Here is a 20,723-nt window from a genome sequence, read left to right on the forward strand (position 1 = left end):
TTTTTTGTGTGGAAATTTTTTTCACAAAAAAAAACTACACAAAGTTGTGTGGAAAAAAAAATTTTCAAAAAAAACTACACAACTTTGTGCGGAAAAAATATTTTTTAAAAAAAACTACACAACTTTGTGCGGAAAAAATATTTTAAAAAAAAATCCACACAGATTATACGGAGTGTTAATCTATTTAATTATAAAGATTGTGTCTTGTATTTTCCAAGAGGGGGATTATGAAAAGGGATAGGAAAATAATGTGAGCTCCTGCTTTTCTTGTTTGTGTTTTTAAAATGAGGGCTAAGGGGTTGACAAGAGTTGATTTAAAAAAAGTGTGTCCCAAAAGTAAAAAATCAAGGTTGTATGAGTGTATTTAATAATCAGTATTATGTGATTTTTATCTCTCAATAGGATTGTTTGTAGTCTTTTGGGACACACTTTTATAAAAAAATTAAAGTCAAAGCTCAGTTTTGAGCTATTTTTTTATCCTATAAGTTGGGTAAAAAGGTCATTATTTTCATTTAAATACCTATATTGAAAATGATTAATTTCCATTTTATTTTTAATAGCGTCTATGTCTTCTGGTTTTTTTAGTTCTAATCCTACAATTACGGGTCCTGTTTCTCTATTATTTTTTTTAGTAAATTGAAAATAGGTTATATCATCTTCATTTCCTAATATTTCATTTACAAACTCTTTTAAGGCACCTGGACGTTGTGGAAATTGAATCATAAAATAATGTTTAAACCCTTCGTATAATAAGGAGCGTTCTTTTATTTCTTCTGTTCTTTCTATATCATTATTACTACCGCTTATGATGCAAACTACATTTTTATTTTTTATTTTTTGGCTATAAAAATCTAAGGCTGCAATAGATAATGCTCCAGCAGGCTCTACCACTAGTGCTTCTTCATTATAAAGTCTTAATATTGTGGTACAAACTTTTCCTTCGGGAACTAATACGATATCATCTAATGTGTCTTTACAAATTTGATAAGTAAGATTTCCTACTTGTTTAACGGCAGCTCCATCTACAAATTTATCAATTGATTCTAACATAACGTTACTTCCTTTCTCAAGTGCAACTTTCATAGAAGGAGCTCCTAAAGGTTCTACTCCTATTATTTTTGTTTCAGGACTGAGTTTTTTAAAAACGTTTATAATTCCTGAAGCAAATCCTCCTCCTCCTATAGGAACAAAAACATAATCTATTTTTGTTGTTGATTGTTCTAAAATTTCTAGGGCAACGGTTCCTTGACCTGCTATAACTTTTAAATCATCAAAGGGATGAACAAAGGTCTTATTGTTTTTGTTAGCATCTTCAATTGCTTTTTGGTAAGCATCATCAAAAGTATCGCCTATGAGTTGAATTTCTACATATGATTTACCAAATAATTGTACTTGTTTTACTTTTTGTTTTGGCGTTGTTTTAGGCATGTATATTTTGCCATAAATCTTTAGGTGATTACAAGAAAAAGCAACTCCTTGTGCATGATTACCAGCACTTGCACAGACAATTCCTTTTTGACGTTCTTCTGTATTTAATGAACTTATTTTATTATAAGCTCCTCTTATTTTAAAAGAACGAACAATTTGTAAATCTTCTCTTTTTAAAAAGATGTTTGCTTTATATTGTTCTGATATATTTACATTTTGAAATAATGGAGTAGTAAATACTACTCCACTTAATTGATTCTTAGCTAAGATTGTTTCTTCATATAAGTTCATATTGAAGTTCTTTTTTTGAATTAGAATTATCAGTTACTATCGTTTTCATCTCGGTCATAGCAGAGCGTAATTTAGCTCCGCAAATTTCAATAGAATGATTTCTAATGGCTGCATTGATGGTAACTAATTCAAAATTATCTATACTTTTACTCGTTTGATTGTTATATTTTTCGCCTATTAAATAGGATTCTATTTTTTCCATAAAATTAGCTAACAGGGGCTTACAAGCATGATCAAATAAATAACAGCCATATTCTGCTGTATCAGAAATTACTCGATTCATTTCAAATAATTTTTTTCTAGCAATGGTATTAGCTATTAACGGTGCTTCATGTAAGGATTCGTAATAAGCGGATTCTTCTTTTATTCCTGCTGCTACCATAGTTTCGTATGCTAACTCTACTCCTGCTTTTACAAAAGCAACCAGAAGGGTACCATGATCAAAATAGTCTTGTTCTGTAATTTCTTGACTTGTAGCGGTTGTTTTTTCAAAAGCAGTTTCTGCTGTAGCGGCTCTCCATGATAATAAGTTTTTATCTCCTGCTGCCCAATCTTCCATCATTGTTTTAGAAAACTTACCTGACAAAATATCATCCATATGTTTGTTAAACAAAGGAGTCATAATTTTTTTTAATTCTTCAGAAAGTTTAAAAGCTTCTATTTTAGCGGTATTCGAAAGACGGTCCATCATGTTTGTTATCCCTCCTATTTTCAAGGCTTCTGTAATTACTTCCCATCCGTACTGAACTAGTTTAGCGGCATATTCAGCGTCTATTCCTTTTTCAATCATCTTATCAAAACATAAAATAGATCCTGTTTGAAGTAAACCGCAAAGAATGGTTTGTTCTCCCATTAAATCTGATTTTACTTCTGCTACGAATGACGATTTTAAAACTCCTGCTCGATGCCCTCCTGTACCTACACAATATGCTTTGGCTATTTCTAATCCGTCTTGATTAGGATCATTTTCTGTATGAACGGCTATTAATGTAGGAACTCCAAAACCTCTTAAATATTCATTCCGTAATTCAGATCCTGGTGATTTAGGTGCAATCATAACGACCGTAATATCTTCTCTAATCTTAACTCCTTCTTCTACAATATTAAATCCGTGAGAATAGGAAAGACAAGCTCCTTTTTTCATCAAGGGAATTATTTTCTTTACAACATTTGTATGTTGCTTGTCTGGTGTTAGGTTAGATACAAGATCAGCTGTTGGTATTAATTCTTCAAAGGTCCCTACTTCAAATCCATTAGAAGTTGCTTTTACATAAGATTCTCTTTTATTTTCTATAGCTTCTTTACGAAGAGCATAGGCTACATTAAGTCCACTATCTCTTAAATTTTGCCCTTGTGCTAAACCTTGTGCTCCACAACCTATAATGATAATTTTTTTATTTAAAAGTTTATTTACTCCATTTACAAATTCATTTTTATCCATGAATTCGCACTTGGCTAATTCCTGTACCTTTAATCGGTGTGGTAAAGTGTTAAAATAATTTTCCATAATATTTTATTTTTTATTGTGTTGTTTATAATCCAAAGCTTGTTACAAATGGTTCATTTGTACTCTGTGAAATTAAAGTTGAATTCTTTTTTTCTAATTCGGTTACTTTTTGATGAATTCCTTTACTATCTTTAATGATGGCTATACGTGAACTTCTAACAAATTCGATAAGTTGATATTCTTCTAATTTTTTTAGCAATTTTTCTATTTCTTCTTGTTGACCTGTGGTTTCAAAAACGGTATAATCTTCTCTAATAACTACTGCTCTAGCGCCATATTCACGTAATAATCGTTCTACTCTTACTTCTTTCATTGTAACTGAGGTAGGAACTTTGTATAAAGCCATTTGTTGCCAAATAATTTCATCATTAGTATTGTAAAAAACTTTTAAAACATCTATTAATTTTTCTAATTGTCTAGCTAAATTTTTAATCTTTTCTTCTGTTTCATTTATTACTAATGTGAATCTATAAATGTTTGGAATTTCACTAGGTGATGTATTTAAACTTTCGATATTAATTTTCCTTCTTGAAAAAAGAATCGAAATTTTTGTAATCAATCCTATATGATTTTCAGTATAAATCGTTAATGTATATTCTTTTTTCATAATCTACTTTTTATATTTCTTCTTTAGATAAAACGATTTGCGCAACTCCTCTTCCTTGTGGTACCATAGGAAATACATTGTCTTCTTTTGCTACTTTTATTTCTAATAAATAGGCTTTTTCATATACTAAAAATTCTTGTAATGCTTGTTTTAAAAGCCTTCTTTCTGCTACTTGTGCTCCTTTTATCCTATAGCCTTTTGCGACTTGGACAAAATCAGGACTTTGAATATTTGTAAATGAATATCTTTTTTCGTGAAATAATTCTTGCCATTGGCGAACCATTCCTAAAAAACTATTATTCAGAATCAGTATTTTTACATTGGGTTGATATTGCATTATAGTTCCTAATTCTTGAATGTTCATTTGAGCTCCTCCATCTCCCATAATTGCAATAACTTGTCTTTTAGGTGCACCGTATTTAGCTCCTATTGCCGCTGGCAGAGCAAATCCCATAGTACCTAAACCACCGCTTGTAATGTTACTTCTAGTCTGATTTTGTGAAGCATATCTACAAGCTACCATTTGATGTTGCCCTACATCAGTTACTATAATTGCATTACCACTAGTTAATTCATTAAGTACTTGAATTACTTCTGCCATAGTAAGTTCTCCTTCAGTAGGAAAAAGTTCTTTTTGAATTAATAAGGTATTTTCTTTTTCTTTTTTTATTCTGAATTCTTTCATCCAGTCAGAATGTGTATTCTGGTTGAGTAATTCTGTTACTTGAACTAGTGTTTCTTTGCAATCTCCCCAGACAGGTACGGTTGTTTGAACGTTTTTATCAACCTCAGCAGGATCTATATCAAAATGAATTATTTTAGCTTGTTTTGCATACATATCCAATCTACCGGTAACTCTATCATCAAACCGCATTCCCACAGCTATTAAAACATCACATTCATTGGTTAAATAATTAGGGGCATAATTTCCGTGCATACCTACCATTCCTACAGCTAATGGGTGACTGGTAGGTATTGCACTCATCCCCATTATGGTCCAAGCAGTAGGAAGTCCTGCTTTTTCAATAAATTTTAGAAATTCTTTTTCTGCATTGCCTAGGATTACTCCTTGCCCAAACACGACTAATGGCTTCTTGGCTTGATTGATTAATTGGGCTGCTTTTTCTATGTATTCTGGTCTTATGATGGGTTTTTCTCTATAACTTCTTACATAATGACATGGTTTATACCCTTTGTATTCAAAGAATTGAAGTTGCGCATTTTTAGTTATATCTATTAATACGGGACCTGGTCTTCCGGTACTTGCTAAATAAAAAGCTTTGGCTAGTACATCTGGAATTTCATTTGCATCTGTAATTTGATAATTCCATTTAGTTACTGGTGTTGAAATATTAACAATATCTGTTTCTTGAAAAGCATCTGTTCCTAACAAATGAGCAAAGACTTGACCTGTGATACATACAAGTGGTGTAGAATCTATCATAGCATCTGCTAAACCTGTTACTAAATTAGTAGCTCCTGGTCCACTGGTTGCAAATACGACCCCTGTTTTTCCACTAGCTCTTGAAAAACCTTGTGCTGCATGAATTGCTCCTTGCTCATGTCTTACTAAAATATGTTGTATCTGCTCGTTATAATCAAATAAGGCATCATAAATGGGCATAATAGCGCCACCTGGATAACCAAAAATAGTTGTAACCTGTTCTGAAAGTAGGGCATCTAATACGGCTATACTTCCAGAAGTTTGTATTGCCTCTCTTAAAGGCGGAGTAACTTGTTCTATTCTTTTTGTTTCCATAATTCTATTTTTTAGATAGTATGGGGTTATTAATTATTTTTAATCGGTAACACATCCTTGAGAGGCATCCGTAACTAATTTTGCATATTTATATAAAACACCTTGGTTAACTTTTAATTTCGGTTGCTGCCATTGTAATGTTCGTTTATGAAGTTCTTCTTTAGATATAGATAAATGGAGTTTATTATTTTTAGCATCTATTTCTATTATATCACCGTCTTTAACTAATGCTATAGTCCCACCATCAAAAGCTTCTGGTGTAATATGTCCTACTACAAAACCATGTGTCCCTCCACTAAATCTACCATCTGTAATAAGGGCTACGCTTTTACCTAATCCTGCCCCTATAATGGCGGATGTAGGCTTTAACATTTCAGGCATTCCTGGTCCTCCTTTAGGTCCTACATAGCGAATTACTACTACATCTCCAGCTTGAATTTTCTTATTTTCAATTCCTGCAATAAGTTCTTTTTCGCCATCAAATACTTTTGCTGGTCCTGAAAAATATTCACCTTCTTTACCTGTAATTTTTGCTACAGCTCCTTTTTCAGCAAGGTTCCCATATAAGATTTGTAAATGACCTGTATTTTTTAAAGGTGATTCAAGAGGTTTTATAATATTTTGATCGTCAAAATTAATTAATGGAATGTTTTTTAAATTTTCAGCTACTGTTTTTCCTGTTACAGTTATACAATGTCCATGAAGTTTTCCTTTTTCTAAAAGGTATTTTAAAACCATAGGAACTCCTCCTTTTTCATGTAAATTTTGCATTAAATAATTACCTCCTGGTTTAAAATCAGCAATTAAAGGTGTGGTATTACTTATTCTTTGAAAATCATCTTGAGTTATCACAACATTTACACTTTTTGCCATTGCTATAATGTGTAAAACAGCATTAGTACTACCTCCTAAGGCTATTAGCGTAGTGATAGCATTTTCAAAAGCTTCAAAAGTCATGATGTCTTTAGGACAAATGTTATGTTCTAATAATATTTTAATGTAATTTGCAGCGCTTTCGCATTCCTTAATTTTATTTACACTTATAGCAGGATTTGAACTTGAATAAGGTAAACTCATACCTAAAGCTTCTATTGCTATTGCCATCGTATTAGCGGTATACATCCCGCCACAAGCACCTGCTCCAGGGCAGGAATTTTTTATAATTCCTTTAAAGTCTTCTTCTGATATTGTTCCGGCAATTTTTTCTCCTAACGCTTCAAAGGCAGATACAATATTCAAATCTTTGCCTTGGTATTTTCCAGGTGCAATAGTTCCTCCATAAACCATGATAGCAGGTCTATTTAGCCTTCCCATAGCTATAATAGCTCCTGGCATATTTTTATCACAACCAGGAACTGCTATCACAGCATCATAATAATGCCCTGCAACAACACTTTCTATACTATCTGCTATAATTTCTCGGCTGACAAGAGAATAACGCATACCATCTGTTCCATTTGTTATTCCATCACTAATCCCTATTGTATTAAAGATTAGCCCTACCATATCCTCTTCATTTACAGATGCTTTTATATAACTGGCCAAGTGATTTAAATGCATGTTACAGGTATTGCCATCATATCCCATTGAGGCTATACCTACAAAAGGTTGCTTTAATTGATCATCGCTTAGGCCTATCCCGTATAACATAGCTTGAGCAGCTGGTTGTGTAGGATCTTGGGTAATCGTTTTGCTGTATTTATTTAATTCCATTATTAAAATTTTGCTTCTAGTGAGTCTCCTTTTTCGGTAACTAAATTTTTATAAGCTTGTTGAAGTTTTCTTCCTAGTGAATTTTCCCATTGAAGAGGAAATTTTTGATGATTTAATGAGTCAACTCCAATAATTTCAGCTGCTGTTCCGCAAAGGAAAGCGCTATCTGCTTTTTCTAATTCTTCTGGTAAATAAAGCCCTTCTATCACTTCTATTTTTAATTCTTTACACAACTGCATTACGGTAGCTCTTGTAATACCTGGTAAAATGTTTCCTAATTGAGGTGTGAATAACTTTCTATCTTTTTCAAAAAATAAATTTGCTCCTGGTCCTTCAGCTAAAAAACCATCACTATCTAATAATAAAGCTTCATCAAATCCTTTAGCTTTAGCTTCTGAAGATGCTAATATTGAATTTACATAATGCCCACAAACTTTTGCTTCTATTTTTGTTGATCGTGGATGAGGTCTACAAAATGATGAAACTCCTAGATTTAATCTTTTTTCACCTAAATAAGCTCCCCACTCCCAAGCACATATCATTAATGAAACTTGATTAGGGGTACTTAATCCCATATTAGGACTACAAAAAACTAGAGGTCGTATATAAGCATCTGTAAAATTGTTACGTTCTAATAACTCATAAGTCTTTTGGGTTAATTCTTTACTATCAAATTCAAAAGGTATATTAATTAATTCACTAGATTTCTTAAGGCGTTCATAGTGTTCATCTGATTTAAAAATTTTTGTACCATTAGGAGTGTTGTAAGCTCTTATTCCTTCAAATACACCATAGCCATAGTGTAGAGTTTGACCATATAGATCTGAAAACGTTTTTTCTGACTTTAAGAATTCACCATTTAAATATAAAATATGGTTTTCATTGTAGTATAAGTTATTAGTTGGAGCAAAGGTTTCTGATGCTGTTGTCATAATATATAGAATTATTTTTTAAATTGTTTTGTAATATTTTATTTCAATCACGAATGTATGGTTCGATGTTTTTTTATAAATGATGAAAAAATATTATTTACAATGCTTTAAAAAGGTATTACACGGGGTAATCTATTGTAAATAAAGGCTTTTCACTAATTATTTTTATGATGTTAAACTTTTTGTTTTTTTAAAACAAAAAACATTTTTACTATTTTTTTAACAAATAAAATACCGCCCCAATAGATTTATCTATCAGGTAAAAGAGATTTTATTAAAAATATTTAACTAAAAAAGACTAGCTAATAATATAGATGTAGACTATTGAGAAAATAATAGAAGAAGTAGAAGAAGTGTAATGTATTATATGATTTAAAGATAAATCCCATTGTCGCATTTTCTGCTTATTAAAACCTGTTTTCATTTTTGTAATTTTTGTAATTTATAAATAAAAAAAGCCTCCTTTTACAAGGAGGCTTTTTGTTATATTTTTATATTTAAATTTTATTATAGATACATAACACCCCCTGTCCCTATTGTATAAATAATAGTGATAATAGTGATAATAATGACAGTAATAATGTTATTAAAATTTTTCATTCTTTTCTTTGTTGCGCACAAATTTATAAAAAAATAAATACAATACAATATGTTATCTAAAAAACATTCAGAAAACTACTGAAAATCAAGAAGGTTATTTACCAATCGCCTCCTGCTCCGCCTCCTGAAAAACCGCCGCCTCCAAAGCCGCCTCCAAAGCCACCGCTATCTCCCCAACTAGTTTCTCCTGAAGACCAACTACTCCCACCGCGTCCCATACGGCTCAAAATAATGATATCTCCTAAATCTAATCCTCCACCTCCCCCGTGATTATTCCCATTTCCTTTACTTTTAGAAATGATAATAAGAAGTACGATTACAATAAATAAGAATAAGAGGACACCTTCTATATCAATTCCTTCTTCTTTCTTTTGTTCTGCTTTGAATTTACCTTTTAAAGCTTGAATAATAGCATCTGTCCCTTCATCAACTCCTGCATAATAATTACCTTTTTTAAATTGAGGTATTATGTAATTACGAACAATTTCACCTGTCACACCTGCTGTTAAACGATCTTCAACCCCATAACCTGGCGAAATCCAAATTTTTCGTTCTTTTTTAGCGAGTAGCAAAATAACTCCATTATCTTTCTTCGCATCTCCAATTCCCCAAGTATGTGCCCATCGAGGTGCTAATAAACCTATATTTTCTCCTTTAAGTGTTTCAATAGAAATAAATATTATTTGAGTACTCGTAGAATCTGAATACTTAATTAATTTTTCTTCCACCTTTTTACTTTCGCTATTTGATAATATTTTAGCATAATCGTAAACACTGGTTTGATTTTTTGGTTTGGGAGGAATATCAAATTGTGCCCAAGAAAAGCTAACAAAATGTAGTAGGACAAATAGGAATAATCCTAGTGTATATTTTTTTATTTGAGGTTTGATATTTTTCATTTTAACCTTTAGATATAGTATCAGGTAATTCATTTTTATCTGTTTCAATCCACGGAAAATGTTTTTGTAACTGTATTCCTGCTTTCAAAATACCTTGAATCAATCCTTGCTTAAAATTTCCTTGTTTAAATTCTTGCAGGATTGTATCACGGGTACTTTCCCAAAAGTCTGCTGACACTGCATTATTTATACCTTGATCTCCATAAATAGCAAATGTTTTAGATTCTACTGCTATGTATAGTAGTACTCCGTTACGTAATTGGGTCTGATCCATTTTTAAAAAATAAAACACCTCTTTAGCGCGTTCTAAGGCTACTAAAGAAGTGTTTTTTTCTATATGTACCCGGATCTCACCAGAGGTTAATGATTCAGCTGATCGGATAGCTTCTACGATAGCTTCTTCATCTGTTTTTGACAAGAAATCTTCTACGGTTGACATTATTTTTTTTCCGCTTTATCATCAAAATTAAAATCTACTTTTGGAGCATTTTGTGCTTGTGGTTCTGCATCAAAATACGGTTTTTCTTTAAAGCCAAACCAACCAGTAAAAATACTATTAGGAAATATACTTACGTGATTATTATAAGGTTTTATAGCTTCATTAAAACGAGTTCTTGCCGTTTGAATTGTATTTTCAGTACTGGTAAGCTCATCTTGTAATTTTAGGAAGTTTTCATTTGCTTTTAATTGTGGGTACTGTTCTACTGTAACTAATAAACGAGATAATGCAGAAGAAACACCACTTTGCGCTTGATTAAACTGTGTTAACTGTTCAGGGGTAATATTTGTGGGATCAACCGTTATTTGTGTGGCTTTCGAACGAGCCTCCATAACTGCCGTTAAAGTTCCTTTTTCAAAATCAGCAGCTCCTTTTACGGTATTAACTAAATTACCAATCAAATCATTACGACGTTGATAAGAAGTTTGTACATTACCCCAAGCCTCTTTTACATTTTGATCTAACGCTACTGCTGTGTTGTTAATTCCTTTAAAATATGAGTATCCAATTAAAATTAATACTCCAATAATAATCCAAGGCAAAAATCTTCTCATAGTTGTTAAAATTTAATTTTTAGAATCTGGTTTTCGTTTTGTATAAAAAAGGAAAAATAAACCTCCTACTAGAAATAATTTCCATACTAAATAAACATATTCGTTTGTTTTAAAATTGAAAATCATATATTCTGACGAACCTTGTGCTATTTTATTAATTAAACTAAACAACACAAGGACTGCTAACACTAGATAAATATAATATAGTTTTTTCATACGTAACTATTTTAAACAGTTAGTCGAAACAAAGCATTCGTTGTTACATCTTTTATCTAGTTTCAATTACAAAGCATTTTTTATACTTAATAATTGTTGTTTTATAGATTCTAATTTATGAATGATGGCTAATTTATCTAAAGCTGTTTTTTGTCCTTCTTTCAGATGAATTTTTGCTCCTTCTAAGGTAAAACCTCTTTCTTTTACTAAATGATAAATTAACTCTAGGTTTTTTATATCTTCAGGAGTAAACAACCTGTTCCCTTTAGCATTTTTCTTAGGCCTTAAGACATCAAATTCTTTATCCCAAAAACGAATAAGGGATTGATTTACGCCAAAAGCTGTAGCTACTTCACCCATAGTATAGTAACGTTTATTTTCAGGAAGGTTTATATTCATTTTTTTAATATTCTGTTAACTAAACGGTAAAAAATTAGTCAAATGACTGATTCTCTTGTGTTGCCATTTTAGCAATAGCGGTATACTCAACAGCCGAAATATTTCCGTAATAAAAGTTAATAGGATTTACTACACTTCCGTTTTTATGGACTTCATAATGTAAATGAGGCGCTTGACTACGTCCTGTACTTCCTACAAAACCAATTATATCGCCTCTTTTTACTCTTCTACCTGGTCTACAATTATAGCGACTCAAGTGTGCATATAAGGTTTCATATCCAAATCCATGATTAATAACAATATGATTTCCAAAACCAGAAGCTCCCGCATCAGCTCTACGTACTACTCCGTCTCCAGTAGCAAATACAGGGGTCCCTGTTGGAGCCGTAAAGTCCATTCCTTTGTGCATTTTTCTTGCTTTTGTAAAGGGGTCACTTCGGTAACCAAAACCAGAAGCCATACGTTTTAACTGCTCATTTTTAACAGGTTGTATAGCAGGAATTGATCCTAGAAAACGATCTTTAGATTTAGCTAAAGACAAAATTTTATCTAACGATTTTGATTGATCAACTAAACTTTTTGAAAGACCGGAAAGCCTTGTTTCTGTACTTACTATTAATTGTTCATTGTTCATAGCAAGTAAATTCTTGAAACGCACTTTGGAGATAATTTTCTTATCCTCATTTGTTTCACCAGGACTTGCCATATTAAAATAAACCTTATATATATTATTATCCCGTTCTTCTATACTAGCTAGTACTTCATTTAGCTGATCAATTTTTTTATTAAGGATAACATAGTTTAACTTTAAATTTTCTAACTCTCTAGCCTGCATTTTGTCTTTAGGTGTACTAAAATATCCTAAATCTGATATTAAAAAGAAAAACAAAAATCCAAAAAGCATAGAAGCAAATAAAAATAATATTCCAACTCCTACTTTTCTTCCTTTTTTTGGTTTTATTTTTCTGTAAGCTAGACTCTCTGTGTCGTAGTAATACTTAACTTTTTTCGACATAATTTTAATTAAAAATCCTATTTTTGCACTCGTTATGACAAAGTAACAATTATTATACGAATAATCTAGAAAAAATGTTTCAAAAATTAATATAAACAGATCCTTTTTTTGAAGTATTATTATTTCAGTCTTTCGTATCATTTATTCCGCTGTCGTTAGCTACTTCTTGAAGGAAGTTATAAGAAGAACGTCATCAGGACTAAAAAGAAAAATAGAAATTTTTAAAGATATTTTTTTAGTTTAAACAGGATTTAGAGTAAACACTTTAAACTTTTAAACTTTAAACTTTTAAACAAAAGATTAATGAAATCACAAGACATTCGCAAAGCGTATTTAGATTTTTTTAAAAGCAAAGATCATTTAATTGTGCCTTCTGCACCAATCGTGTTAAAAGATGACCCTACCTTGATGTTTAATAATTCAGGAATGGCACAGTTTAAAGAATTTTTCTTAGGTAATGGAACGCCTAAAAGTCCTCGTATAGCCGATACACAAAAATGTCTTCGTGTTTCTGGAAAACACAATGATTTAGAAGATGTTGGTTTTGACACTTACCACCATACAATGTTTGAAATGTTAGGGAACTGGTCATTTGGTGATTATTTTAAGAAAGAAGCACTAGCTTGGGCTTGGGAATTCTTAACTGAAGTTTTAAAATTAGACAAAGACCGCTTATATGTTTCTGTTTTTGAAGGTAATCCTGAAGAAAATGTACCTTTTGATCAAGAAGCATTTGATATTTGGAAACAATATGTAGCCGAAGACCGAATTATTTTAGGAAACAAGAAAGATAATTTTTGGGAAATGGGGGATCAAGGTCCTTGCGGTCCTTGCTCTGAAATTCATATAGATTTACGTAGTGATGAAGAACGATCTAAAGTTTCTGGTAGAGATCTAGTAAATCAAGATGATCCACAAGTAGTAGAAATTTGGAATAATGTATTCATGGAATTCAACCGTAAAGCGGATAAAAGCTTGGAAAAATTACCTGCACAACACGTAGATACGGGAATGGGATTTGAACGTTTATGTATGGCTATGCAAGGCGTAACATCTAATTATGACACAGATGTTTTTACTCCATTAATTGAAAAAGTAAGTCTAATTACGGGTTTAAAATATACTAATAACGAAATTAAAGATATTACAGAGGAGCAAAACAAAATTAATATTGCTATTCGTGTAATTGTAGACCACGTTCGTGCAGTAGCATTTGCTATTGCAGATGGTCAGTTACCATCTAATACGGGAGCTGGTTATGTAATCCGTCGTATTTTACGTCGTGCTATTCGTTACGGTTTTACTTTCTTAAACAAAAAAGAACCATTTATTAATGAATTAGTAGGGGTTTTAGCTAATCAGATGGGGGAATTTTTCCCAGAAATAAAAGCGCAACAAAATTTAGTAACACAAGTAATCCGTGAAGAAGAAGCTTCTTTCTTACGCACATTAGAACAAGGATTACAATTATTAGAAAAGGTGGTTACTGAAACAGCTGGAAATGAAGTAAAAGGCGAAAAAGTATTTGAATTATATGATACTTTTGGATTCCCTAAAGATTTAACCGCTTTAATTTTAAAAGAAAAAGGATATTCATACAATGAAGAGGAATTTGAAGCAGAATTAGAAAAACAAAAAGCACGTTCACGTGCTGCTTCTGAAATTTCAACAGAGGACTGGAATGTTTTAGTTGATGGAAATATGGAAACATTTGTTGGTTATGATCAAACGGAAAACGAAGTAAAAATTACCCGTATCCGCAAAGTAGATTCTAAGAAAGATGGTATTTTATACCAAATTGTTTTAGACAATACCCCTTTTTACCCTGAAGGAGGTGGACAAGTAGGTGATAAAGGAACTTTAATTTCAGCTAACGAGTCTATTGAAATCATTGATACTAAAAAAGAAAATAACTTAATTTTACATTTTGCAAAACGTTTACCCGAAAATATAAATGCTACTTTCCAAGCAAAAGTAAATACAGATTTACGTGATTTGTGCGCAAGCAACCACTCAGCTACACACTTGCTACATCAGGCGTTACGCAGTGTTTTAGGAACACATGTAGAGCAAAAAGGGTCATTAGTATCACCTAATTATTTACGTTTTGACTTTTCACATTTCTCTAAAGTAACAGATGAAGAGTTAAAACAAGTAGAAGACTTTGTAAATGCGCGTATTCAAGAACAATTACCTTTAATTGAAAGAAGAAATATTCCTTTTACACAAGCAATTGAAGAAGGTGCTATGGCATTATTTGGCGAAAAGTATGGAGATAACGTTCGCGCTATCAAATTTGGTCAAAGCATGGAATTATGCGGAGGAATTCACGTAAAAAACACAGCAGATATTTGGTATTTTAAAATTGTTTCTGAAAGTGCTGTAGCAGCAGGTATTCGTCGTGTGGAGGCGATTACAAATAATGCAGTGAAAGCTTTTTTTGCTAAACAAGAAAATGTAATGACAGAGGTAAAAGAGTTATTAAAAAACCCACAAGATATAATTAAATCAGTAGTTTCATTACAAGATGAAAACACTAAATTAAAAAAACAAATAGAACAATTATTAAAAGAAAAAACCAAAAATCTAAAAGCAGAATTAGCTTCTCAAATACAAACGATCAATGAAATTGATTTCTTAGCTTCTCAAGTTGATTTAGATGCAAATGGAGCGAAAGATTTAGCTTACGAATTAGGACAAAATAAAAATAATTTATTCGTTGTATTAGCTACTGTTAACGAAGACAAACCTATGCTAACTTGCTACATTTCTAAAGAATTAGTAGAAACTAAAAATTTAAATGCCAGCCAGGTCGTTCGCGAATTAGGAAAACATATTCAAGGCGGCGGCGGCGGACAGCCTTTCTTTGCTACTGCTGGAGGAAAATATGTAGCTGGAATTAAAGAGGCCTTAGAAAAGGCAGTAGAGTTTATAGATAAATAAGGTATAAAATCTGTACGATTATATAATTATTAATAAATAGAGGGGCTTTTAAAGCCCCTCTATTTATTAATAATACACCAGTACTATATATGAATTTATTTCACAATTAATTTAAAGGTCTGTTGATATTTTTGACTGTGTATAATTCCTAAATAGAGTCCTTGAGGAATATTTAGTAAAATTTTATTTTCATTTAAATTCAACTCTGAATCAATAATTTTAGCACCATTCATTTCATATATACTAAAAGAAACTTTTTCTTTTAAATCAGTTGGCAACACTAGATTTAATATTTGACCTATCTTGATTGGATTGGGGTAAATACTTATATTTTTAATTAAGGATACTTCATCCGCTTTTAAAGCGGTATCACTACCTATTACAAATTGACTAAAACTAGTTATATTTAATCCTGAATCAAATTTTAATTTTGTATCTAATCCTGAACCTGAAATACTGTCTGCAATATCTATATGACTTCCCCATGTATTTCCAAAATCATTACTTCCTCGTTTAAAAAGTTTATAATTCATTGGATTCATATCCTGAGTAAAACTATTTATTCCGTAAAATGATATTGATTTAAGAGGAGTAAACACGGTATTTATCCCATAATTATTTACAATTGTATAAAAGTTATAATTTGTACCAATAGAAGGTAATTCATCTGGATTAATATTTCCTTTTGAAACCCAAACATCTCCATTAGGATAAGTTCCTGAAGCAAATTCAAGTGTTAATCCTGTAGAGGTAAAATCTTTAATTCCTGCTGAATTTACATTTATTTTTTCACTAACTCCCTCAAATATTGAAGCTTTAGAGATAGATCGTGAATAACCACTCCCTTTATAAGTAGCATATTTATTTGAATTATTTTTATTAAGTGTAATATTTCCTACAGATTCATTAAACTGATAATAAGCTACTAATCCTGTAAGAATTGGATCTCCCGAAATACTTTTAGTTAAATGCCTCCATTTACGAATTTCATCTATAGTTAAAGCCCTATTCCAAATACAAACTTCATCCATTTCCATATTTGTATAACGATCAGATCTTCCTCTTCCGTACGTTCCTAAAAATAATTGAGTAAAGTTTTCTAAAGACATAGCTGTATTTACCACACTTTCTTTTCCATTAACATAAATCTTTACATTGGTACCATTACTAACTAATGCTACATAAGACCATTGTCCGGCAGGAGCTTGTAAACCTGAGTTCCAACTCCAGGTAGGATGAAATCCTATTGAGTTATTTCCTCCTAAAAAGTTTAATCCAAAGGCATTTGGATCATTTTGTGACATAAAAATAGCGCTATAATCAGGTTGAATACCATTAGGTTTTATCCAACAAGAAAAAGTAAAAGCGTTTTTATTAAGATTTAAATTATCAACTAAAACGTAATCAGCATTTGTATTTCCAGTTAGATTAACTGAATTTCCTGGAATTTTATCAGGATTTGATGTCCCACAAACATTATTAACTTCAATAAAGTTAGGCAAAGTTTGTGTACTGGTTCCGTAAGCATCTGTGATAGTTAATGTAACATTATAAAACCCGTTAGGTGCTCCTGCATAAGAAACAACTGGGTTTTCTTCATTAGACGTTGACGGTGTACCTCCAGGAAAGTTCCATTGCCAAGTTGCAGAAGCATTTCTTATAACGGAATAGTCTTTGAATTTGAGAGTTTCTACTGCTCCACAACTTATTTTATTTGTATTAACTGAAATTAAGGCGTTTGGAGGACTTATTTCATATAAATCATGTTCAAAAGCACCGCGTGATGTACCTATTTTCAGTTTATTTTCATTATAGTTAATGTGCATAAAACGAATTTCACACGTTGGCAATCCGTTTCCTAAGATGGCCCAATTAGACATTGTATTATTGCGATAAAAAACACCTGCTTTATTAGCCACATATACTCCTCCATTTGAACCTCTTTGATAAATGATCTTAGTAATTGGCGAACTTGTTAAAATAGAGTTTGTTAAATTCATCCAAGTAACACCTCCATCTATTGATTTTACAATTTTGCAAGCAGTTTGTACTCCACTGTACGTAACCCAAATTTCATTTGGATTTTCGTCACCTATAGCAATATCTGAAATATTGGTTTGATTTATAGTAGCAGTTAAGCTAGGTGTAATATTAGTCCATGTTAAACTATCATCCGTTGTTTTCCATAATTTATTATTAGACAATCCTTCTACTACAATCATTGTATTAGAGTTTTTAACTGATATTTTTCCTCTAAAAACCTGATTAGTAAAAGTCTTAATTATCCTTACACTTGCTCCATTATCTTCTGTTTTTATTAAAGAATTTTTCCATGTTGCTAAATTAGGGTTTCCATTAGGATACTGTCCTGCATGATGGGTTATAAGTGTATAATACTTATTAGGATGAAATTCCATTTGATTAAAATAACTATAGATTCCACCGTTATCTAGGTAATTAGATTCATTAATTAAAGTATGAGGTCCTGTTCTAAAATATCTATAATTACTATATCCATTACTATAAATATACCTATCATCTAATGGATTTACATCTGTATTTCCTTGGTCTGCTCCTGAACCATTGTACCAATCAAATCCATTGTACGTTTCTTTAATCATTACAGGACCATGATTATTACCTGATGCTACTAAATTACTCTTAAAAGCACTGCCAAATCCCCATAATTCATGATTACTGATACTATTAGTAACAGTTCTTAATGTAGTTCCAAAATCAGTTGATGTTACAGCTTCACCATCGCTACCAAGTAATATGATTCCATTCACAAAATCCGTAGCCCTTAAATCAGTGTGTGTAGCTCCATTTTGTACGGTAAAACTTACTCCATTATCATTAGAATAATGAATTTTATTATTTCCATAACTGCCATAAATAATTTTATTCTCATCCGTTCTATCCATTTGAATATCTCCATGATGTAAAACGGGAGCATGGGCATAAGGATCTCCTACACCTGTAGCAATATTAATACGTGATAATTCAATAACTCCTGTAGTTTTATTAATTTTATATAAATGAACAGCATTATGAGCATAAGCAGAATTACCTGTTCCTACAGCAACATAAATTGAATTTAAATTGTTTTTAGGTGTAAAAATCTTACACCAACCAATAACTTGTCCATTAGCTGATGAATCTAAAGTAATATTTTGTAAAACAGAAAAATTTGCTCCTTGATTAGTAGAACGATAAAGAGAAAAATTATTTCCGTTTGAAAGATTTACAAAATATACATTATTAGGATCATTTGAATCCCATTCTAACATTTCACCATGAATTGAACAATCCCAAATAGAATAATTAGAGAGACCTGTTTGTACAGAATTCCATGTAGTACCTCCATCTATAGTCCTATAAAGAGAGGTCCCCCATCTTGTTATTACGATATCTGGATTTGTTGTAGAAGCTGCAATATCATAAGATGTCCCTGAATAATTAGCAGAAGTCATAGTAGTGGAAGTCCAATTTAATCCACCGTCAACTGATTTTAGTAATCGTTTTGAATTTAAGGCATAAACACGTTGTGAAGAAGCATTACAGACATCAATATCGTTATAAGCAACATCTTCAAAACTACTATCTGTTAATGTCCAATTAATACCTCCATCATTGGTTACCCATAGACCCCCTGTAACAAAGGAAACAAACATTTTTTGAGAATTTGTAGGATCTATTCTATTTAAGTAAACATATCCCCCGTGATTTCCTCTTCCTGAATATCCCGTAGTTGCACTATTGACAGGGCCTATTAATTTCCAAGTTCCTACTTGATTAGTTGATGAAATTGCAAAATTAGTACTAATAATAGGTAATTTATTTAAAATAGGCTCTGGCTGAACTATTCCATTATTATCAAGGTAATACAATTTTGATTTTAACCAATCTTCACCAATATTTCGTGTTTTACTTTCTTCCCATTTATGTTTACCAAAATATTTATCATAATTTTGTTTCACATCAAAATAGTTACTTCCTTCTTTTAACTGAGAAAACCAAAACTGTTTCTTATGCTTTACTTCATATTCAAAATCTTCATTTTCTTCATTCTTTTGGTTTAATTTTTGAGTTTGCTGGGCAAAAACAACATAACAACTAAGTAATACACTTAGCAATAAGTACTTTTTGTTCATAAATATAGATTATTCATCATTTGTAGTTGCTACCAAATGTATAAAAAAATCCTCTAGATTTCTGACAACTAACTCTTTATCATACTTAAAATATAGTTTTTCAAGCTCTAAATATTCTTTTTTTAATCTTTTTACAGATATTTCCTGTAAAATTTCTAAAAGTTCATTTTCATCATTATAAAATAAGTTATGCCAATCCATTTTGGGATAACTTTTGGGAAATAGTCCTATTTTTCCATTATAAATACAATCTGCTTCAGCACCACTTACTTTTGTTTGACCATATACCTCATCAACCCAATAAAAAGAGGTAGCTTGTTTTATGGGACAAAGTAATATATGTGCCTTTGAAATAACTCGGCTATATTCTTCCCAAGGAATAAACTGATGATAATGTGTAATTGATATATTAGAATGTGAATCTTTTTTTAAAGTTTGTAATTCTTTTAAAACTATATTATTTTCTGGTTTACCTAAAAAGGTAAAATGAAGTTTTGATTTAGGTTGTAATTTTCTAAGTATCCTAAAAATCATATCTACATCTTTACGTTTATTAGATACATTTCCTGGCATTACAATTTGAATAACTTCTTCTTTTGGAAGTATAAATTCTTTACAATAATTTAATTGAATTAACTCTGCTTTATCTAAAAATAATCCTTGTTCTTTTATAGTTTTTAAAGCAGAACTAGAAATTACACCTAACTTTTTAGCTTTAGTAATGATTTTTCGCTTAGTAGCTATCTTTTCTTTCCAATATAGTTTTAAAAAGTAGGTTAGTTTTTCTTTGTCTTTATAAATATTTTTCCAAGAGATGTTTCTAAAAAAAAGACTAAAATTGATATTATGAACTAAACATAAAACTGTTTTTTCTTCAAAAAGTTTTTTATAATCATCATAATTTCGATGCATAGTATTAACCACTACCCCGTCATAAGAATAAAAATTTGTTTGAGCAACAGAATTAATGATTGTCAAATATTGTTCTGGAATAGCTGTTAATTTATCATATACTTTTTTACTAACAAAAAAATGAAAATCTATATGTTTCATTTCTGTAACTAAAAAGTACCATTGTTCAAGCAAAGCTGAATGGGTTTCCATTTCTATAAAAGCAATTTTCTTTTTCAAATCTATTCTGTAGGGTTAAACAAAGTTTTAAGGTTCTTTCGATTTAAAGAGTGTATAGAGCCACTTAAAAGTCGGA

The 20,723-nt window shown here is 31.1% G+C and carries 15 protein-coding genes; 1 reads left to right on the forward strand and 14 read right to left on the reverse strand.

What is annotated here, in order from left to right; genetic code table 11:
- Positions 1-474 precede the first annotated feature (474 nt).
- The 12 genes from ilvA to AWN65_RS09780 all read right to left on the reverse strand — a co-directional run bounded on the left by ilvA (position 475) and on the right by AWN65_RS09780 (position 12,419).
- Positions 475-1,719 carry a threonine ammonia-lyase IlvA gene (ilvA, locus tag AWN65_RS09725; protein WP_060382987.1) on the reverse strand — a complete coding sequence of 415 codons (1,245 nt, stop codon included), beginning with the start codon at positions 1,717-1,719 and terminating at the stop codon, positions 475-477.
- Positions 1,706-3,226, reverse strand: coding sequence for a ketol-acid reductoisomerase (gene ilvC / locus AWN65_RS09730; protein WP_060382988.1), 1,521 nt, complete (start codon positions 3,224-3,226; stop codon positions 1,706-1,708). Before ilvC ends, ilvA begins: the two co-directional genes overlap by 14 nt.
- Before the next feature lie 25 nt (positions 3,227-3,251).
- Positions 3,252-3,833, reverse strand: coding sequence for an acetolactate synthase small subunit (gene ilvN, locus AWN65_RS09735; protein WP_060382989.1), 582 nt, complete (start codon positions 3,831-3,833; stop codon positions 3,252-3,254).
- A 10-nt stretch (positions 3,834-3,843) separates the two neighbouring features.
- Positions 3,844-5,592 carry a biosynthetic-type acetolactate synthase large subunit gene (gene ilvB, locus AWN65_RS09740; protein ID WP_060382990.1) on the reverse strand — a complete coding sequence of 583 codons (1,749 nt, stop codon included), beginning with the start codon at positions 5,590-5,592 and terminating at the stop codon, positions 3,844-3,846.
- Between the two features lie 39 nt (positions 5,593-5,631).
- Positions 5,632-7,305, reverse strand: a complete 1,674-nt coding sequence (gene ilvD, locus AWN65_RS09745; RefSeq protein ID WP_060382991.1) for a dihydroxy-acid dehydratase — start codon at positions 7,303-7,305, stop codon at positions 5,632-5,634.
- Positions 7,306-7,307: 2 nt separating this feature from the next.
- The gene (locus tag AWN65_RS09750; RefSeq protein WP_060382992.1) at positions 7,308-8,237 is read right to left on the reverse strand and encodes a branched-chain amino acid transaminase; all 930 of its coding nucleotides are present in this window, start codon (positions 8,235-8,237) and stop codon (positions 7,308-7,310) included.
- A 698-nt stretch (positions 8,238-8,935) separates the two neighbouring features.
- The gene (locus tag AWN65_RS09755) at positions 8,936-9,736 is read right to left on the reverse strand and encodes a TPM domain-containing protein (RefSeq protein ID WP_060383877.1); all 801 of its coding nucleotides are present in this window, start codon (positions 9,734-9,736) and stop codon (positions 8,936-8,938) included.
- Position 9,737: 1 nt separating this feature from the next.
- A complete protein-coding gene (locus AWN65_RS09760; protein WP_060382993.1) occupies positions 9,738-10,175 on the reverse strand; it encodes a TPM domain-containing protein in 438 nt (145 codons plus the stop codon).
- Entirely contained in the window at positions 10,175-10,789 is a 615-nt protein-coding gene (locus AWN65_RS09765) for a LemA family protein (RefSeq protein ID WP_060382994.1), read from the reverse strand. Before AWN65_RS09765 ends, AWN65_RS09760 begins: the two co-directional genes overlap by 1 nt.
- Positions 10,790-10,801: 12 nt before the next feature.
- A complete protein-coding gene (locus tag AWN65_RS09770) occupies positions 10,802-11,005 on the reverse strand; it encodes a hypothetical protein (protein WP_060382995.1) in 204 nt (67 codons plus the stop codon).
- Between the two features lie 66 nt (positions 11,006-11,071).
- Positions 11,072-11,404, reverse strand: coding sequence for a MerR family transcriptional regulator (locus AWN65_RS09775; RefSeq protein ID WP_060382996.1), 333 nt, complete (start codon positions 11,402-11,404; stop codon positions 11,072-11,074).
- A gap of 34 nt (positions 11,405-11,438) precedes the next feature.
- Positions 11,439-12,419 (reverse strand): M23 family metallopeptidase, encoded by a 981-nt coding sequence (locus tag AWN65_RS09780; RefSeq protein ID WP_060382997.1) that lies wholly within the window; start codon positions 12,417-12,419, stop codon positions 11,439-11,441.
- Between the two features lie 303 nt (positions 12,420-12,722).
- Between AWN65_RS09780 and alaS the strand changes: the two genes are divergently transcribed.
- Positions 12,723-15,362, forward strand: coding sequence for an alanine--tRNA ligase (alaS, locus tag AWN65_RS09785; protein ID WP_060382998.1), 2,640 nt, complete (start codon positions 12,723-12,725; stop codon positions 15,360-15,362).
- Between the two features lie 95 nt (positions 15,363-15,457).
- Here the strand turns inward: alaS and AWN65_RS09790 are convergent, their stop codons facing one another.
- Together AWN65_RS09790 and AWN65_RS09795 are read right to left on the reverse strand one after the other, a co-directional pair.
- On the reverse strand, positions 15,458-19,516 hold the full coding sequence (locus AWN65_RS09790) for a LamG-like jellyroll fold domain-containing protein (protein WP_060382999.1): 4,059 nt from the start codon (positions 19,514-19,516) through the stop codon (positions 15,458-15,460).
- 9 nt (positions 19,517-19,525) lie between these two features.
- Positions 19,526-20,647 carry a glycosyltransferase family protein gene (locus AWN65_RS09795; RefSeq protein ID WP_060383000.1) on the reverse strand — a complete coding sequence of 374 codons (1,122 nt, stop codon included), beginning with the start codon at positions 20,645-20,647 and terminating at the stop codon, positions 19,526-19,528.
- Between the last annotated feature and the right edge of the window lie 76 nt (positions 20,648-20,723).

The sequence above is a fragment of the Flavobacterium covae genome (genome assembly GCF_001534645.1).
GTDB classification, from domain to species: Bacteria; Bacteroidota; Bacteroidia; order Flavobacteriales; family Flavobacteriaceae; genus Flavobacterium; species Flavobacterium covae.

Bases quoted from the DNA above. Each gene is read 5' to 3' on its own strand.
- AWN65_RS09750 (WP_060382992.1), bottom strand. From the start codon at position 8,237: ATGACAACAGCATCAGAAACCTTTGCTCCAACTAATAACTTATACTAC.
- AWN65_RS09770 (WP_060382995.1), bottom strand. From the start codon at position 11,005: ATGAAAAAACTATATTATATTTATCTAGTGTTAGCAGTCCTTGTGTTG.
- AWN65_RS09755 (WP_060383877.1), bottom strand. From the start codon at position 9,736: ATGAAAAATATCAAACCTCAAATAAAAAAATATACACTAGGATTATTC.
- alaS (WP_060382998.1), top strand. From the start codon at position 12,723: ATGAAATCACAAGACATTCGCAAAGCGTATTTAGATTTTTTTAAAAGC.
- ilvD (WP_060382991.1), bottom strand. From the start codon at position 7,305: ATGGAATTAAATAAATACAGCAAAACGATTACCCAAGATCCTACACAA.
- ilvC (WP_060382988.1), bottom strand. From the start codon at position 3,226: ATGGAAAATTATTTTAACACTTTACCACACCGATTAAAGGTACAGGAA.
- ilvA (WP_060382987.1), bottom strand. From the start codon at position 1,719: ATGAACTTATATGAAGAAACAATCTTAGCTAAGAATCAATTAAGTGGA.
- AWN65_RS09775 (WP_060382996.1), bottom strand. From the start codon at position 11,404: ATGAATATAAACCTTCCTGAAAATAAACGTTACTATACTATGGGTGAA.
- AWN65_RS09760 (WP_060382993.1), bottom strand. From the start codon at position 10,175: ATGTCAACCGTAGAAGATTTCTTGTCAAAAACAGATGAAGAAGCTATC.
- ilvB (WP_060382990.1), bottom strand. From the start codon at position 5,592: ATGGAAACAAAAAGAATAGAACAAGTTACTCCGCCTTTAAGAGAGGCA.
- AWN65_RS09790 (WP_060382999.1), bottom strand. From the start codon at position 19,516: ATGAACAAAAAGTACTTATTGCTAAGTGTATTACTTAGTTGTTATGTT.
- AWN65_RS09765 (WP_060382994.1), bottom strand. From the start codon at position 10,789: ATGAGAAGATTTTTGCCTTGGATTATTATTGGAGTATTAATTTTAATT.
- ilvN (WP_060382989.1), bottom strand. From the start codon at position 3,833: ATGAAAAAAGAATATACATTAACGATTTATACTGAAAATCATATAGGA.
- AWN65_RS09780 (WP_060382997.1), bottom strand. From the start codon at position 12,419: ATGTCGAAAAAAGTTAAGTATTACTACGACACAGAGAGTCTAGCTTAC.